At 36.7% G+C, this 16,570-nt stretch carries 25 protein-coding genes; 15 read left to right on the top strand and 10 right to left on the bottom strand.

Annotated features, from left to right (window positions below; all coding sequences use genetic code 11):
* Positions 1-14 precede the first annotated feature (14 nt).
* On the top strand, positions 15-221 hold the full coding sequence (locus A5886_RS09275; protein WP_086274772.1) for a hypothetical protein: 207 nt from the start codon (positions 15-17) through the stop codon (positions 219-221).
* A 94-nt stretch (positions 222-315) separates the two neighbouring features.
* Here A5886_RS09275 and A5886_RS09270 read toward each other — a convergent pair whose 3' ends face one another.
* The 9 genes from A5886_RS09270 to A5886_RS16090 all read right to left on the bottom strand — a co-directional run bounded on the left by A5886_RS09270 (position 316) and on the right by A5886_RS16090 (position 7,085).
* Positions 316-900: a DEAD/DEAH box helicase family protein gene (locus tag A5886_RS09270; RefSeq protein ID WP_086274770.1), complete on the bottom strand. Its 585-nt coding sequence runs from the start codon at positions 898-900 to the stop codon at positions 316-318.
* Between the two features lie 40 nt (positions 901-940).
* Positions 941-1,552 carry a Type 1 glutamine amidotransferase-like domain-containing protein gene (locus A5886_RS09265; RefSeq protein WP_086274768.1) on the bottom strand — a complete coding sequence of 204 codons (612 nt, stop codon included), beginning with the start codon at positions 1,550-1,552 and terminating at the stop codon, positions 941-943.
* Between the two features lie 99 nt (positions 1,553-1,651).
* Positions 1,652-2,134: a GNAT family N-acetyltransferase gene (locus A5886_RS09260; protein ID WP_086274766.1), complete on the bottom strand. Its 483-nt coding sequence runs from the start codon at positions 2,132-2,134 to the stop codon at positions 1,652-1,654.
* 213 nt (positions 2,135-2,347) lie between these two features.
* The gene (locus A5886_RS09255; protein ID WP_086274764.1) at positions 2,348-2,545 is read right to left on the bottom strand and encodes a hypothetical protein; all 198 of its coding nucleotides are present in this window, start codon (positions 2,543-2,545) and stop codon (positions 2,348-2,350) included.
* A 467-nt stretch (positions 2,546-3,012) separates the two neighbouring features.
* A complete protein-coding gene (locus A5886_RS09250) occupies positions 3,013-4,368 on the bottom strand; it encodes a recombinase family protein (protein WP_086274762.1) in 1,356 nt (451 codons plus the stop codon).
* Between the two features lie 106 nt (positions 4,369-4,474).
* Complete coding sequence (locus tag A5886_RS15845; RefSeq protein ID WP_179190016.1) at positions 4,475-4,636, bottom strand: hypothetical protein; 162 nt, start codon at positions 4,634-4,636, stop codon at positions 4,475-4,477.
* Positions 4,637-4,813: 177 nt separating this feature from the next.
* Positions 4,814-5,425 carry a hypothetical protein gene (locus A5886_RS09245; protein WP_086274760.1) on the bottom strand — a complete coding sequence of 204 codons (612 nt, stop codon included), beginning with the start codon at positions 5,423-5,425 and terminating at the stop codon, positions 4,814-4,816.
* Between the two features lie 177 nt (positions 5,426-5,602).
* The gene (locus tag A5886_RS09240; RefSeq protein WP_179190015.1) at positions 5,603-6,727 is read right to left on the bottom strand and encodes an ImmA/IrrE family metallo-endopeptidase; all 1,125 of its coding nucleotides are present in this window, start codon (positions 6,725-6,727) and stop codon (positions 5,603-5,605) included.
* Positions 6,714-7,085, bottom strand: coding sequence for a helix-turn-helix domain-containing protein (locus A5886_RS16090; protein WP_256926193.1), 372 nt, complete (start codon positions 7,083-7,085; stop codon positions 6,714-6,716). The genes A5886_RS09240 and A5886_RS16090 overlap by 14 nt, the downstream gene beginning before the upstream one ends.
* Before the next feature lie 309 nt (positions 7,086-7,394).
* Here A5886_RS16090 and A5886_RS09230 point away from each other — a divergent pair, with 309 nt between their 5' ends.
* The 14 genes from A5886_RS09230 to A5886_RS16080 all read left to right on the top strand — a co-directional run bounded on the left by A5886_RS09230 (position 7,395) and on the right by A5886_RS16080 (position 15,833).
* A complete protein-coding gene (locus A5886_RS09230; protein ID WP_086274756.1) occupies positions 7,395-8,099 on the top strand; it encodes a phage antirepressor KilAC domain-containing protein in 705 nt (234 codons plus the stop codon).
* A 24-nt stretch (positions 8,100-8,123) separates the two neighbouring features.
* Complete coding sequence (locus A5886_RS09225) at positions 8,124-8,318, top strand: helix-turn-helix domain-containing protein (RefSeq protein WP_086274754.1); 195 nt, start codon at positions 8,124-8,126, stop codon at positions 8,316-8,318.
* 100 nt (positions 8,319-8,418) lie between these two features.
* Positions 8,419-8,601, top strand: coding sequence for a hypothetical protein (locus A5886_RS09220; RefSeq protein WP_086274753.1), 183 nt, complete (start codon positions 8,419-8,421; stop codon positions 8,599-8,601).
* A 351-nt stretch (positions 8,602-8,952) separates the two neighbouring features.
* Positions 8,953-9,192, top strand: coding sequence for a hypothetical protein (locus A5886_RS09210; RefSeq protein WP_086274749.1), 240 nt, complete (start codon positions 8,953-8,955; stop codon positions 9,190-9,192).
* Positions 9,193-9,197: 5 nt separating this feature from the next.
* On the top strand, positions 9,198-10,028 hold the full coding sequence (locus A5886_RS09205) for an HNH endonuclease signature motif containing protein (protein ID WP_086274747.1): 831 nt from the start codon (positions 9,198-9,200) through the stop codon (positions 10,026-10,028).
* A gap of 32 nt (positions 10,029-10,060) precedes the next feature.
* On the top strand, positions 10,061-10,378 hold the full coding sequence (locus A5886_RS09200) for a hypothetical protein (protein ID WP_086274745.1): 318 nt from the start codon (positions 10,061-10,063) through the stop codon (positions 10,376-10,378).
* Positions 10,375-12,321: an AAA family ATPase gene (locus A5886_RS09195; RefSeq protein ID WP_086274743.1), complete on the top strand. Its 1,947-nt coding sequence runs from the start codon at positions 10,375-10,377 to the stop codon at positions 12,319-12,321. Before A5886_RS09200 ends, A5886_RS09195 begins: the two co-directional genes overlap by 4 nt.
* Complete coding sequence (locus A5886_RS09190; protein WP_086274741.1) at positions 12,321-12,635, top strand: hypothetical protein; 315 nt, start codon at positions 12,321-12,323, stop codon at positions 12,633-12,635. The genes A5886_RS09195 and A5886_RS09190 overlap by 1 nt, the downstream gene beginning before the upstream one ends.
* The gene (locus A5886_RS09185) at positions 12,632-12,823 is read left to right on the top strand and encodes a hypothetical protein (protein WP_086274739.1); all 192 of its coding nucleotides are present in this window, start codon (positions 12,632-12,634) and stop codon (positions 12,821-12,823) included. The genes A5886_RS09190 and A5886_RS09185 overlap by 4 nt, the downstream gene beginning before the upstream one ends.
* Positions 12,820-13,602: a hypothetical protein gene (locus tag A5886_RS09180; RefSeq protein WP_086274737.1), complete on the top strand. Its 783-nt coding sequence runs from the start codon at positions 12,820-12,822 to the stop codon at positions 13,600-13,602. Before A5886_RS09185 ends, A5886_RS09180 begins: the two co-directional genes overlap by 4 nt.
* On the top strand, positions 13,599-14,327 hold the full coding sequence (locus A5886_RS09175; RefSeq protein ID WP_086274735.1) for an MBL fold metallo-hydrolase: 729 nt from the start codon (positions 13,599-13,601) through the stop codon (positions 14,325-14,327). Before A5886_RS09180 ends, A5886_RS09175 begins: the two co-directional genes overlap by 4 nt.
* A 12-nt stretch (positions 14,328-14,339) precedes the next feature.
* Positions 14,340-15,212 carry a phage replication protein O gene (locus A5886_RS16085; protein WP_256926192.1) on the top strand — a complete coding sequence of 291 codons (873 nt, stop codon included), beginning with the start codon at positions 14,340-14,342 and terminating at the stop codon, positions 15,210-15,212.
* A 4-nt stretch (positions 15,213-15,216) separates the two neighbouring features.
* Positions 15,217-15,687, top strand: coding sequence for a DUF1064 domain-containing protein (locus A5886_RS09165; RefSeq protein WP_086274733.1), 471 nt, complete (start codon positions 15,217-15,219; stop codon positions 15,685-15,687).
* Between the two features lie 11 nt (positions 15,688-15,698).
* Entirely contained in the window at positions 15,699-15,833 is a 135-nt protein-coding gene (locus A5886_RS16080) for a hypothetical protein (RefSeq protein ID WP_256926191.1), read from the top strand.
* Here the strand turns inward: A5886_RS16080 and A5886_RS09160 are convergent, their stop codons facing one another.
* Entirely contained in the window at positions 15,834-16,547 is a 714-nt protein-coding gene (locus tag A5886_RS09160) for a DUF4145 domain-containing protein (RefSeq protein WP_086274732.1), read from the bottom strand.
* Positions 16,548-16,570: the final 23 nt, after the last annotated feature.

Genomic DNA, 16,570 nt, shown 5'->3' with positions numbered 1-16,570 from the left:
AAAGGAGCATCATTATGGCGCGTAAAATGCAAAGGCTTCGCTTATTTTTATTGATCCTATTGGGTCTATATCTACTATTAAAAGGAATCCAATTGTTTATGTTGGGTGTTTCCTCATTGGTGTTGATTGCTTATGTGGCTTTCGCAGGCATCGTGGGTGTGGGGATCTATGGATCTATCGCCTTGTTTCGTCCAATGTGTAAGAAAGTGCTTTGTTCTTGAGAAATGAACAAATGTGCCCACAGCATAAAAAAGGAATGGAGAAATCCATTCCTTTTTTGCGTCCAACGAGTGCGCCAAAAAAAGACCAAAATGATCAATACAGTTGAAATTTTTCGATGATCAACGCTGCGGTAGCTTCAGGTGACAGTTGCGTATTATTGATTTGTAATGTATGGACATGAGGGAAACAGGCTGCCAATTCGTCCTGTTCGCTTTCTAAACGATTGGCTGCGTAGGAGGATAGTAGCTCAGATTCTGAGAATGCTAGATCTCTTTTTGAAGGTTTGGCTTGCAAGCGGCTTTCATGGGCATTGCGCTGTAAGCGCACATCAAGATCAGCGACCAATTCTATGAAATAGACATCTTCCTGTGCTTGAATAAAGGTAGATGCAATGCTATCCAAAAATGCGATATCTTCAGTTGCTGCAAAATCGATCAACACTGTAAAAATCAGTGATTTGATTGGATTGTGGGGAATATTTTCCACAAAGGCATCAAAGAGGTCCAAACGTAATTGATTGGATAATTCAAACGCTTTGGGAATAAACCCTACATATTCAGCAAAAATATCAAGTGTTTGGTGATTGAACAATAATTTGGCATCCATTCTTTTTTCTAATTCGCGTCCAACGGTCATTTTTCCAGTTGCTTGGGCCCCGATGAGTACAATAAAAGCCATGTAATCACTCCTTTGTTGGTGATTTTGTATGAAAAAAAATTTAGCGTATGTCCGTATGTTCACCTTCAACGATCATCACTTGATGATTGCTAAGGGGAATCAACTCATAGTCTGCTTGATAGGTACGTAAAATCGTTTCGGCAGCTTCTGCGAAATAAGCTGCTTGATAGTGAGGGACGATTGCAAATGGTACTACATTCAGTGCTGGATAGGTGTCAGCTGCAGGGACTTTTGTTTTGTCGTCCATTACTGCGATATAATCGATGGATTCCGCGGCGATAACACTGCCTGCAGATTCGCCAACATAGATTTTTCCTTCAGCAATTTGTTCCAAGATCAACGCAAAAGCACCTGATTGTTTCAACACATCCAGCAAGTAAAAAGTATTGCCACCAGAAATATAGATAAAGTTGTTTGATTGTAGCGTCTCCGCAATCTCAGATGGTGTACTGGCGGCCAAATCAAGGACATCAATGGAGAAACCCAAACGTTTGAACAGCGCTAACGCTTCGCCAACATAAAAAGTCACGTCCTCTACTAGGCTGGCTGCTGGGATGAAGGTTACACTTTTTGTGTGAGACTTATTGTTTATATATTCAGTAAATTGCGCCTCTACATCTGTAAAAGAGGAGGAGAGGAATAATTGTTTCATAGGACACCTCGATTTCTTTTTTATTATCATAGCAGTTGTAGGGGGGACGGTCAAACGTATGTTCTGAAACGCCAGAATATACCCAATTATTCATCTTAACTATGTATCGCCGTTTAGTGTTTTCTCAAAATAAACAAAATGCATACCTGCTGTATCGGAGGACGCACAATCTGTGAGGACATATCCACATGATTCATAAAAGTGAACCAAATGCGCCTCCTCTTTGATGGTGCTTAAAATGGCTTTTCTAGCAGGAAAGATTGATTCAGCTAGGAGTAAGGCTGTTTTTCCATACCCTTTTCCTTGATTAACAGGGAGTAGGGCGATTGGCGCGATTCTTATCGTTTCCGTTTCAATATCCATTGTAATTTTGATGAAGCCAATGTTTTCCTCTTTTCTCTGGATCAGAAAGTAATGATAGTTGGGTTGATTAAATTTTCTTTGTAGTTTCTCCAAGGTTTCTTTAAACGGAGAGGTTCTTTCATCTTGATAGGTTTCATATAATGAACGGAAGGCTGCTTTTTGAATGAGATAAATGATAGACAAGTCTTTTGCATTTGCCTCAATCAGTGAGATGGTCATAGGGATAGTCCTTTCGATGGTATGGCGTAAATAACAGATCAATAGATAAGTGTCTCTGTCTTTTATTTTTTAATTACTGTTGTGAGTATTTTTTTGTGGTTTTTATAAAAAGATCATTCGCTCAGGTGTTTCAGTATAGTAAAAATAAATTTGTTAATTGAAGTGTATAGCTAGTTGATTATACAAAAAAAAGCCAAAAAATGGCTTTGATCATTACAAGTTTTCCCAAAATCCTTTAGCCAACCCGCTAAAAAAGGCAATGAGTGCCGGTACGGATACAGAAATACTTAGGAGAATAAAACAGACTTTCTGGATGGAATTGAATGTTGAAAAGAACGCTTTTTTTTGTAGAAACAAGACGATTAAACTAATCACGCCAATCAAACTGAGCACTTCTTGAAATAATAGCATGTCTTCACCTCAATTAATGATATCATAAAAAAATGATACGATAAATATTTATTTTTAAAGTGAGCGAAAAAATTTTTACATGCCCTCGATTATGATCGGATCTCTTAGATTTTCTAATAACAGATAAAGAAAATAATCTAAGAATAAAAGATACATTCCTGTGCTGACAATCATGATTGCAGCAGAACGACTGACTTTGGAAAAATCAGCCTGCAATGAAATGTGCCCACTTTTGATGATAAAATTGAAAACAAGATAGCTTATAAATCACTGTTATCTCCACTTACGCAATTTATTGGATATTTGTTTTTTTGCGATGAGAATTTTAAATAAAAAAAGAGTAAACTACTAAAAGTAATCTACTCCAAATCTATATGCAGACGATGGGATTTGAACCCACACGAGCTAAGCTCACACGCCCCTCAAGCGTGCGTGTCTGCAACTATCTGTTAGAGGGTGTGTGGAAATCATAGCATTTCAACTGTTATTAATCGTTGGTTATCAAAAGTCAATTTAGCTATCAAAGACTGCCAGAACGCCTTTTTCTCTATTCGAGACATATCAGCATAGTAATGATTTAAATCACAGTTAAGAAGCTTTTCGTAGCCTTCGATTTTCTGTTTTTCTACATTAGGTTTAGCAAGGCGAGTCAGTTCTTTTTCAAATTCAGCTTTATCTATTTTGTATTCTTCTAAAGTTATTATCTCGTTTAGATATGCTAATTTTAGCCGTTCAATTTTCTTTTCAAGAGTTTTAATACGAGTCTGAGTATTCTTGGTGGAGTTCTTTTGTTTCTTCAAAGAGTTGATCGTCAATTGAAGCAATGCTGGTAGATTCTCAATTAAATATTTTTCAAGGAGATGTTCACGAATAACTTTTGTGTTTTCGCATTTAGGTAATTGATAGGCGTATCTGCAGGTGTATTCAGGAAGTGGGGGATAAACGATACACGTACCGTCCTTTCTTTTTGGAGATCGATTGGATTTCCTTCCAGAATTCATTTTACGAGAACAGTTTCCGCAGCATAGTAAACCTGAAAAAAGATAGTCGTGCTTTACATTTGATTTTGTATTCATTTTTAATTTCCTGTTGACTGATTCAAATAAATCTCTTTCTATGATAGGAGGGTTGTAGTTTTTATTTTGGCGATACTCACCAATGTATTTTGTATTCTTAAGCATACTTCGAATTGACTGGGGTGTTCTCAGGATTCCATGTTTATCTGCTAGAAATTTAGTAGTTTGATTTAAATTTGTATGGAGGTCATAGTAGTTAAATACCTCGATGGCAATGCGAGAGTCCTCATTAGGTATCAACTTTTTGTCTTTGATTGAATAACCCAGTGGAGTGCTGCCTGTGATCACTTCGCCTTCTTTTACTTTGTTAGCATTTATAGATATTATACGTTCACTTGTCATCTGTGCTTCTAGTTCAGCAAATGACATTACCTGGTTGATAAACGTCCTTCCATAGGGCGTAGTGGTATCGTAATAAGGCTGTGACACGGCTATCCAGTGAACTTCGTATTTTTCCAAAATGTCTTGAGTATTAAGGTAGTGTTTCAATGATCGAAACCATCTGTCTAGTTTAGTGAAAAGTATCATATCAATAGATCCAGCGGCAATGTCATTCATCAATCGAGTAAATTCATCACGCTTTAATTTTTGACCGCTTATCCCATCATCGATATAGGTGGAAAAAATGGTCATATTTTTGTTTGAATTAACATATTCGTTGAGTGTATCTTCTTGTTCACGCAAACTATCACCGTTCTTTGCTTGCTGATCACTTGATACACGAATATATAATGCTACATTCTTCATTGCTATCAACTCCGCTAATTTGATACAATAGGATAAGAAATAGACCCATTGTTTATTTTGATATACACGCTCTCTGTCCGTCAAGATTGAGGGGCGTGTTTTTTATTTAATAATCATCCCAATTTTTTTCTTGAGTTGATTCAAGCTCTTTTTCTCTTTTTTCAAGATCTCTTTTTCTGATTTCCATTTGGAGCTTTCTTTCTCGCTCTTCTAGTTCAGCTTCTTCTTGTTTTTGTTGTCTCTTTAGTCTGTATTTAGGGATGTACACAATTGCTGAAATACCTAAAATAATAGCAAGTAACCCCAGTAGAAAAGGAGCAATTGATATTAAAAAACTTGCCAGAATACAAAATCCAATAATCCCTATACACCCACCACAACCACAACCGTTATCTTCAGTAACAATATATCTTTTTCCTATAATTCTCCTCTTTTCCTTTTTGGATTAATACCAAGTGTATGATCTAGAATCTAATAGTTTTGAATGACCTAATGCATTTTCTCCATTATAGACATAAACATGTAGCGAGAAATCACTAGTAAATACCCCAACTGCATTTTGAATAGAGGAGGCCAAAGAGTCTTTTTCTTGAGTTGTAAAGCTTACAAAATCAGCAGTTACATTCGCTTGAATGTCAGATCCAGTGTATTCAATTGATCGAATAATTAACCATGGCGCGAAGAAATCATCTGGAGTTCCGTTGTCAGTAGGATTTCCGTCACCATCTAATGTCCCCAAGGCAAAACCTTGGTTTTCCTCGATATATCTAACAAGTAAGTCATTTATTTCTTTTATCTCATTTGTTTCTGTTTCAGTACTTTCTTCTGACGATGCAATAGTTTTCTCTTCTTTCTCAACTTCGGATTCAATAGTATCTACTTCAACTATTTCTCTTTCTTCTTTCTCTTCAGGAAGGTCTTCTTCCTTTTGCAAAATTTCTGAACTGCTTTTAGCTATACTTTCTTGTTCTGTTGTGATTCCTTCATTTTTGTTACTGCTACATCCTATTAGTAGAATTAAAGCAGGTAGTAACATTCCATAATGTTTTTTATTCATAACCTGTCTCTTATACACATCTAGATGTGTATAAGAGACAGGGTAGTAACATTCCATAATGTTTTTTATTCATAACTCATCTCGCTTTCTTTTTTTGTTTATATATCATAAAAATAAATAATATTTATTTTTATTGACGAAAAACTTTTTTTAGGTGCAAAAAAAATTCTGTTAATCTTAAAATGGGTCGTGAACTTGATTTTTTTCTATGTTCCAACTATCTAATAATCCTTGTCGATAGTATGATGTTTCTCCTCCGCATTGAGGACAGTATCTGAATCCACCATCTAAAAAAACTTGACAGCCACCTTGTATTTGATCAATGAGTGATTTTTCTTCATGGCTTCCAAATGAATCTAATTCTATAAATCGATTATCAGGACCACCTAAGCAGGAGTTATGTAAGATCACTGAGCAATAAGGGCAAAAAATGTGATTAGCACTAATTTCTTCAGATTCACATCGTGGACACGTAATAGGATTTCCTTTGTCATCGGTTTCAATTTTTGAATATATCATAGATTTTTTCCTCTCCATTTTATAGGTTGTGTAATTATAGGCACTTGATTTAATAAATGAACTATTAGAGCAGATCGCACAAAATTTAATAGAGTTTCTATGGACGGAAGAGCATACAATACATATTTTTGAATTAGAATCTGACCTGATGTAGTCTATGAAATTATCCACAATAGGATGATTTTCTTTTATTATATTGGCTTTTTGATATCTTCGATTGAGATCATTAATTACGTATTTAGCTACGGTGTAAGAGGTTTCAAATGCATGTTCGATACAACCAGCAGTAATTTTTTTCCAACTTGTGGTGTAGAGGTCAACTAGAGGAATGGGCGCTAATAGTCTTCGTGCAAAATAATTGGCCTCTTTTTCAAAAATATCATGTTCTAAATTTGTTAAGGAGTATCTAGCTAAGATAGTTTTTTCGGTTCTTTCATTGTGCTGCAAAATGTAATGGCCTAATTCATGTGCAAGAGTAAACCTAATCCGACCTTTGTTTTCGATTTGGTTATTATAAAGAATGATATACTGACCGTCTCCACGTTTCCACAAGCAACCTTCCTCAGAGTCTAGCAAATCATATACTTCCTGCATAGAAAGGTTTCGTTTTTTTGCAAACACAGTATATTTTTGTAAATGCAGATTTGGGAAGCTTTTAATTATTTTTTTTATTGAAACGGGGAGATTATTTTGTTTGCTATGCAGTATGGTTTCATAAGCAGCCTTTTGTGAGTTTGCATAATTTGGAGCATTATTATTATGAAAATTATCATAAGTCTTCATCTTCATCTTCCTCAAAATCATCATTATCTAAGTCGTCGAAAGTAGCTTCCATAATTTTTAGTAAACGTTGTTGATCTTTCTGTGTAAGTCTTTTTGATTTACGTTGGATTGCAAAAAATTCTTTTGTTGAATTATAATCCAAACTTTCTTCTTCGAGAGTTGGATTGCTAGTCCGGCCTAACAAATAGTCTGTTGATACGTGGAAGTAGTCGGCGATTACTTGTAGATTCTCAGCTTTAGGGCTTTGTTTCTGTAGCGTATAGAGATAATTTTTGCTGTATCCTAATTCAAGCGAGATATCTTTTAAAGTCTTATCTCTCTTTTTTGCCAATTCTTGTATTCGTTCAAATAGGGTCATTGCAAGCTTCCACGCTTTCAAATATATTTAACGAAAAAAGTACACAACTATTTGATAAATCTGTTGACAAGAACACAGTTGTGGGTTAATCTTATCTCGTAAGCTGATTTACCAAGCTAAGCAGTACAAGAAAGATACCTAATAAAAATAATACACTTCCGCGTCGCCAAACTAAGAATGTGAATTTATTAGGGGAATAAAAGGTTTATTTCGTTATGTCTATATAGTACACAACTATGGGATGACTGTCAACGCAAATTAGCGAAATTAATTAGCTTGCAAAACATTAGAGAAAGAGAGGAAAAGAGGATGAACGAGTTAATTAAAGTAACGACAAACGAAAGTGACGAACAGCTAGTAAGCGGAAGGGAATTACACGAGTTCTTAAGTGTAGAAACTCCTTACAGGAAGTGGTTCCCAAGGATGGCAGGATATGGATTCGAACAAGGTCTTGATTATACCCCGGACATTTTTGTCCATCCTAGAAACAATCAAGAAACAATCGATCATGCAATAAAACTTGATATGGCAAAAGAAATTTCAATGATCCAGAGATCTGAGAAAGGGAAACAAGCGCGGCAATATTTTTTGCAAGTTGAAAGGGCTTGGAATAATCCGGAGATGGTTGTACAGCGTGCTTTACAGATACAAACAAGAAAAGTGGAAGCTTTACAAATAGAAAATGCTGAACTGAAGCCTAAGGCATTGTTCGCAGACTCTGTCAGTGCAAGTCATACGAGTATCTTAGTAGGGGATCTAGCAAAGCTGATCAAGCAGAATGGTGTGGATATCGGTGCGGGACGTTTGTTCAAAAGGCTTCGAGAAAATGGATATTTGATCAAACGTAAAGGAACAGATTGGAATATGCCAACTCAAAAGTCGATGGAATTGGGGTTGTTTGAAGTCAAAGAAACTGTCGTTTCTCATTCAGATGGGCATACGTCAATTAACAAAACCCCCAAAGTTACTGGTAAAGGCCAAATTTATTTTGTTGATAAATTTCTGAATGTGTAGAGAAAAAGAAAGAAGGTGTTATAAGTGTCACGAGATTTCATCATTAAAGTTCGAGTAGCCCTTGCTACTCACGATAAAAATCAAGAATGGTTAGCTAAAAAGATCAATATATCCTCAGCTTACATGTCAGACATCATGAATGGCAGAAGGAAGCCTGATAAGCAAATTCCGCGTATTGGGGCTGTCTTAGCTGAACTGGAGAAGGTGAGTAAAAACTGATGTTGTTGCGTATGAACTATGAAGAGAGCTAGGATTGAACGACAAGAATACGAGGTGAAAAAGTTTAATTACTCAAATCTAAAGAAAGGAGTCGAGTATATTGGCAAAAGACAAAATTATTATTCATGGAACACCCTCAATTAAAGCACAAGAGAAAGCATTGAGTATTATTGTTCAGTCGATTTCAAGGCAGTTAGGTGTACCGTTGACGGCGACTTATCGCAAGATGACACCAGATGAAATGGAAGCATTGAAAAATAGAGTTCAGAGTGAAATCAAGTGAATACTTATAGAGAGGATGAACCAAGATTCATGGAGAAAAAATGGTTAGCTAGATTGCATATCGAACCGCTTTATAAAGCTCGGCAATTACAGACGATTTGCTATTTGAGTCTTGCATTAAACTTTGTCTTGCTACTAACAATCATTTGGATAATGGGGGTGAAGTAGATGTTAGATAACGCGATTATCAAATATAGTTGCAGGCTGATGGACCGACGTATGGCCATAGGAATGACAGCTGTTAACCAGCACAGGAAACTTACTGATGCTGAAAAGGCTGAATTGGAGTGGAGTCGACTTAAGATGGAATTAATCAAGGACGTGCAGACATTGAGGAGGGAGCGAGAAATAAATGCCTAAGAACACACTTTCAGATTTAAATAATTTTCTTTTTGGCCAACTTGAACGATTGGATAATCCAGATATGACGCATGAGGAATTGGATGCTGAAATCAAAAGAACATCTGCAATGACAGATGTAGCAGAAAAGGTCATTAAAAATGCGAATACTGTTCTGGAAGCTGAAAAACTATATTCCGGAAAAGACGGCTGGGTGGATCCTAAACGAAGACCAAAGATGATTGAAGGGTGATTAATATGCCTAAGAATAAATACACTTCTGAAATGTTGGATTACTTGAGAGAGATTGCTCCTGGTCGGTTCAACGATGAGATTACTCAGTTGTTCAACGAGCGATTTGATATGGATGTTACTGATAGCCAAATGAAGAGTTTACGATCTAGGCATAAAATCCAAAGTTCATTAGATCCAAAAGATCGAGGGATAAGAGCAAATCAATCAAAGCGGCTTTTCACTGACGAGCAAATTAGGTTTATCAAGAAAAATGCAATAGATACATCAAACATAGCACTAACCAATCTAATCAATGCAGAATTTGGAACATCCTTTACCTTGAAACAAATCAAAGGATGGAAAAAGAATCGCAGGGTTAGTAGTGGTTTAACTGGTCATTTTGAAAAAGGGCACGTTCCCATAAATAAAGGTACAAAAGGCATGTTTAATGTTGGTGGGAATAAGACATCCTTCAAAAAGGGACAAACAGCGCATAATTTTAAGCCTATTGGAACTGAACGAGTCGATCGGGAAGGCTACGTATTGATTAAAGTGGCGGATGAAGGAACTTGGCCAGAACGATGGAAGTTTAAACATAAGGTTGAGTGGGAGAAAGTCAATGGTCCGATTCCGGAAGGCTACGTACTAATTTTTCTAGATGGGAACAAACAGAATTTATATTCATCGAATTTAAAGTTGATTACCAAGTCACAGAATCTGCAATTGAATCGTAAGCAATGGAGATTTGATAATGCTGAAGCTACTGAAGTTGGGCTCAGTTTGGCAAGGATTAAAGAAAAAATATCAAAAATACAAAAAGAGCCTACTTCGTTGGCAGACGAAGTAAGCCGATAAAAAAACTAACTATTCGAGGAGATTATAACATCATGAACGAAAAAATTCAAAATATGATTACAGAATTAGGGAAAGCATGTCGGGCAGAAAACGTCACATTGTCATTAGCAGCATATGATCAGGTTGGAGAAGGAAAATTAGTGCAAAACGGTACCAACCCTCGAATTGAGTTGGTTATATCTAAGCAAATTGAACAGTGGGAAAAGGTCTTAAAGATGTGTGACTGCCTCGCTTGTAGGATGAGAGCAACTGTATTAGAAGAAGAGGATCAAGAACTAGAAAATCAATTAGATGACTTTAATGAATTTACTGAAAAGCTAGAGGCTTTCTTTCGAGGTGATCTGACATGAAAAAAATCATTCTAAACAATTTATTTTTAAAAAATTTCAAAGGTATAGAAAACTTTAATTTCGAGCCATTCGGATCCAATGCGGTTGTTAGTGGTCAGAACGGTTCTGGAAAAACAACATTGGCTGATGCTTTGTTATGGCTGCTATTTGGTAAGGATACTCGAGGAGCCAAATTAAATCCCAAACCTTTGGATATGAACAACAATGAAAAATTAGGCTTAGAGCCTACAGTTGAAGCTGTGCTAGTTATTGATGGATCTGAAGTTAATTTGAAGCGAGTACAAGAAGAAAAATGGAACACACCACGAGGGCAACTTGAAAAGGTTCGAGGGAGTGACACAACTAAGTATACGATCGACGGCGTACCTACTATGGAAAAAGAATGGAAAGCATATTTCGAAAAAATTAGCGCTGAAAATATTCTTCAAATGCTTTTTGATTCTACCTTCTTCATGAAAATGAACTGGAAAAATCGCCGTGAGATCCTGGTCAACATGACTGGTTTAAGTGACGATGAAATCATTGCTAAGGATCCGGATTTGAAAGGTATTACAAAGATTATCAAAGAGCATTCGATTGATGATTACCGCAAGATCCTTGCCTCACAGAAGAAAGAATTGAAGCGGAAAATCGATGGACTACCAGCACGAATTCAAGAAGTCACAGATATGTTTGCAAAAGCAAAAGCGGATATCGGCGATCTATCATCAGAGGAAATCCAAGAACAAGTTTTTGAATATGAAGCAGATGTATCGAATCTACAAAACAAATTAAACAGCTATGCAGCAGGCAGCGCGTCACTGGATTTTCAACAAGAATTGTCAAGTCTTAAAGTGAAGTTATCTGAAGCGCAATCTGCTTATCTATCCAGCACGAATATGGAAACACGATCATTACAAGATGACCTGAACAAGCAGCAGCGGATTGTGAACGAGATTCGTTCGTTAAGGGATGAAGAAGAAAACAAGAAAGATAAGGTAATCAAGCAGTTCTATGATTTAGAACACTTTCTAGCTGAGCATCGGAATAAATATCGCATCTTAAAAGAAATGACTTTTAATGAGCATCAAAAAGTTTGTCCTACATGTGCACAAGAGTTACCGGCAGACCAAATCGAAGAAATGGTTTCAAATTTCAATGAGCAGAAAGCAACGGACATGGAAACCAATATTGCTGAAGGCAAAGCAGCAAAAGAAAAATTACTTGCTTACAAAGCCACAATTGCTAATCACGAAAAAGAAACTGTTCGTTTAGAAAAAAGTTTATCTGAAGCAGAAGAGACACTAAACAAAATCAATGCTGAGTTAATTTTCATTCAAGGGTCTACAAAGAAATTTGAAGATACTTCTCAGTTCAAAAAAATTCAAGATCAAATCAACATTGCTCAGCAAAAAATTCTAAATGATACGTCTGATACAGCGGCAGAAGAACAAGAACTAGAAGAACAGATTCGTCAAAAACGAGTGCTTATTGCTGAAGCACAAGCTACATTCCAACGAATGGCTAGTTTGTCAGATTATGAAGATCGCATAGAAGAACTCAAGCAAGAAGACAGTAAGTTAAAGGCGCAGAATCAAGATGTAGAACGATATTTGTTCTTGTTGGATGAATTCACACGCAAGAAAGTGAAATACCTTGAGGAGTCAATCAATAGCAAATTCGAGCTAGTTAAATTCAAACTTTTCAACATTCTTAAGAATGGCGGAATTGAAGAAGTATGCGAGGCAACCTATAGCGGTATCGAATACGGTACGAGCCTTAACACTGGTGCTAGGATCAATTGCGATTTAGACATCATCAACACCTTAAGCAAAGAGTTCGGTTTGAGCGTGCCAGTATTCGTCGATAATACTGAATCAGTGAACGACCTGCATCCAATCGATTCACAAATGATTGAGTTGCGTGTAACCAAAAATAAAAATCTGAAAGTAGAGGTAGCGTGATGGATTCAATCGAAAACGTCAATCAGGAACTCAAAAAAAGGCTAGATAAAGCTACCAAAATGCAAAATCAGTACAAAGGACTTGAAGAAATAGAAAAAAAGCTGCAGGGGAGGAGTGCAAGGTTCAACATACGGGCTTTATCTTTTGACGGATACGGATATCACGAAGGTCCGGGTGGCCGTCTTCTGGAAGATTTAGGTATTGAGGATTTAGATGACGTTATCAAGACGTTGTTTCTTGCAGCAGTCTTAAAACGAAAACAGGTAATAGAAAGATGTTTTTCAAAAGATGAAACGGAGTTGGGGATTAAATGAACGGTATCTTAGTTTATGCAAAGACCAAAAACGAACGGCAGTTTATTGGTGTTTTTCGTGACTTAGATGATCTGCAATCTGAAGTTGAAGAGACCCTTGCTGTGACAAATCGCTCCGACTTGGCTAGTAGTGTTTATTTTATTTTAAACGGCGAGGAATACAAATTATTTTTGGAGGTTGAACAATGACAAATCAAATACAAAAGAGAAAAATGGCAGAGCCAGTCGAATCACCATCACTAAACAATATTTGGACAGATCAGAATGCTTTCCAGACAGCTATGCGTATGGCGAATGCTTTATCTGCATCGACGATCGTGCCACGAGATTATCAAGGAGAAAACGGCTTAGGCAACTGTATGATTGCCTTAGAAATGGCTAGTCGTTTAAATACAAGCCCTCTAATGGTAATGCAGAATCTCTATGTAGTTAATGGTCGACCGTCTTGGTCAAGCCAATACATCATTGCGATGATCAACAATTCTAAAAAGTACCGAACAGAACTACAGTTTGAGTTTGAAGGAGAAGGGGAAACACTTGCTTGTACGGCTTATGTGGAAGACTATTCCGGAAGAACAATCAAAGGCCCAAAAATCACGATGGAAATGGCAAAGGCAGAAGGTTGGGTATCCAAAAACGGTTCGAAATGGAAAACTATGTCAGAAGTGATGATCAGATATCGGGCAGCATCATTTTTCGGGCGACTAAATTGTCCGGATATGATTATGGGACTTTATTCAACCGAGGAAGCAGCTGAAATTGACGCTGACTTTATAGTTGTTGATGACGTTGCAGATCGGGTCGAAAAAGAGATCATCGAGAATGCGAATAGCGTGGTCTTAAATCCTGAACCTCACAAAGAAGATGATGAGAAGATTGAAGAACGTCCTGAGAATGTCAATGAAGATGGAGAGATTGAGAAATCTAGCCAAGAAACGTTAGATCTCGGAGAGGAAGATCCCTATTGATTTCTATTGAAATTTTTGGTTCTGGCAGCAACGGGAATGGCTATCTAATTGATGATGGTCATTCTCAATTGATTATTGAGTGCGGTGTCCCATTTAATACTATTCAACAACAGATGGGACACGACTTTTCAAGAGTGGTAGGCTCTCTTATCACTCACGAGCATCGAGATCACTGCAAGTATGTAAAGAAATTAATCGATGAGACCAGCGTTTCAATTTTTGCAACAGAGGGAACAACGCAAGCAATGTTCGCCGATGAAAAACTTAGGCTAAAACAATACGATTCTTATCGATTTAACCCACTTTTATACAAAGAAACACAAAAAATTGGTACATGGTACGTAACACCTTTTGAGACGAAGCATGATGTTGCTGAACCGTGTGGCTTTCTAATTGATAACACAGCTGGAGATAGATTGGTTTTCGTCACAGATTCCTTTTACGTGAAGTATCGCTTTCCTAATGTTACCCATATGATGATCGAAGCCAATTATTCTAAAGAAATCGTTGATCAGAAAATGAATCGTGGCTTTGATATTAAGCGAAAAGAACGGCTGCTAGAAAGTCACTTCGATTTTGAACGGACACTCGATTTTATCAAAACAAACAAAAGCAATCGGCTGCAGGAAGTCTGGCTACTCCATTTATCAGATTCAAACAGCCATGCGCAAAAATTTAAAGAGGAAACGCAAAAACTCGTTGGCGTTCCTGTTTATATAGCTTAGGTGGTGTGACGAATGAACCTAGGCTACATCAAGTTATATAGAAAAGTGACTAGTTCATTCGTCTGGACCAATTCCGACATGTTCAAGCTATGGGTCTTGTGTTTAATGAAAGCTAGTCACGAAGAAAGAAAGTTTTTATTTAATGGACAAGAAGTGTTGTTGACAAGCGGACAATTCGTCACGGGAGCCCATGCAATAGCAAAAGAGTACAACGAAGGAGTGCCGAGTGACAAAGCGGTGGCATGGCGAAAGCTATGGAGATGGCTTAAGAAATTTGAAAATGAAGAATTATTGACAATCCAATCGAACGCTAGATATAGCGTTATAACAATAAAAAATTGGTCTGACTACCAGTCCAATGACAAGCCAGTGACAAGCCAACGACAATCTAATGACAAGCCGATGACAACATACAAGAATGATAAGAATGATAAGAATGAAAAGAATAATATCGTGTCGAAAAAATCCAAAAAACGGATTTATACGGACGATGATCCAAATAAAAAATTGGCAGCCTTATTGTTCAAAAAGATTTCTCAAAACCAAAACATCAAAGAACCCGATTTAGATAGTTGGGCCAATACTATTCGATTAACAATCAAATCGGATAAAAGAGCCGGTAAAGAAGTTCAAGACATGATTGTATGGGCTACGCAAGATGAATTTTGGAAAGGCGTTGTTCTTTCAGCTTCGAGCTTGAGAAGAAATTTCGACAAAATGAATGCCCAGAAGAATAGGCAGCCAGCGAACAAAAAAATAGTACGAGAAGAAAAACTTCCGGACTGGGCTCAAGGGGAAGTACAAGAAGCTCAAATATCCCCAAAACGACAAGCGGAAATAGATGCCAAGCTAGCAGCGTACCTGAGCAAAACAAAAAAGGGGTGATTAAATGGCTGGTCCTACAGCATTAAACAAAAGAGGGAATAAAGTCCAAATTGATGGCTTTGTCTTTGATTCGGAAAAAGAAGCGCAATTTTATCAACGATTTGTTAAGGATTGCGGGTTGCCTTTTGAAATACATCCGCGATTCAAACTTACAGAACTTACTGAATTACCAGGGGGCGGAGGAAAGATTTCTCAGATCGCTTATTCGCCAGATTTCATTATCAAAAATTATGATGGCAGCTGGTTGCATGTGATCGATGTTAAAAATAGCCATGGGATGTACGGCATTGATCAATCAAATAAATTACGATTTCGACTATTTGCCATTAAGTATGGGCATCCAGTCGAAGCAGTCGTTGTAAGAGCAAGGGATTTTAAAGTAATTACGCAAGGTGTCACTAAGCCGTTAAATGATAAAAAACCGCTGATTGCAAGAGATTTTGACTACCACTGGCGAGATGCGACAAATTACTAGGAGGAAAGATAGTGGATGAAGAGATTAAATTTCTAAAAGAGAAAATTGAATTTTTAGAAGCATTACTGGAACTCAATTCTCTCTCGTTAGAAAAAGCGATGGAAACTTACAAGAAACTAATTGATTATATTAGAAACAAAGAATGATTATTTTTTACCTTTATTTAAAAGCTTTTCTGCTTCAAGAAGAGTCATTTCATTTTCTACGTCACTTAAGAGAGCTTTTATGAACATTTTGATTGACTCAACATCGTGTTCTGGATGACGACGAGTGTAATGCGTTTCATCATTGCCAAGAAAAGAAATTGCTTTAGATAGTTTTTTAATTCTTTGGTTTTCAAGTTTTTCAATCTTATTACTTAAAGAGGTTTTGGGATTTTTCAGCCATTCTTCAACAACTCCATCAGGTGGATAAGAAAGTAGGAAATCTGTCACCAGAAACTCTAAAGCTTTTCTGAATCCCATACCAGCGATTTGATCTAGTTTTTCATCTTGAGCTTTTTGTGATTGATTGTAAATATTGAAAAATTCCGGGAATTTTTCAAGTACAGCATTACTTTGAGTAATTTGATTTTCAATTAATTTAGCTTTTGGAAGGACGCTATCAGTTTCTAACCAACTGTAGTTATTTCTATTTTTGAATGACATAAAATGGATTGATGTTTTTTGGCAATAGTAACAATTAAAAAAACAAACTGCATCCTCGTTTTCGTTGGCTTCACTAAAAACCATACCACTAACAAAAATTTGTTCTCCAGTGTGGTTGCAATGATAGCATATCCTTGGCTCTTCTAAGTCAACATCATATGTAGAATGATGTTTTTCATCAAAATCGTAATAACTTAATGTTTCTGAAATCAAAATAAAAACCTCCTGTATATATT

Origin of the sequence: Candidatus Enterococcus testudinis (assembly GCF_002140915.1) — a bacterium.
GTDB classification, from domain to species: Bacteria; Bacillota; Bacilli; order Lactobacillales; family Enterococcaceae; genus Enterococcus_D; species Enterococcus_D testudinis.
The sequence above is the reverse complement of the archived record's forward strand: the minus strand, read 5'-3'. Positions and strand labels throughout refer to the sequence as shown.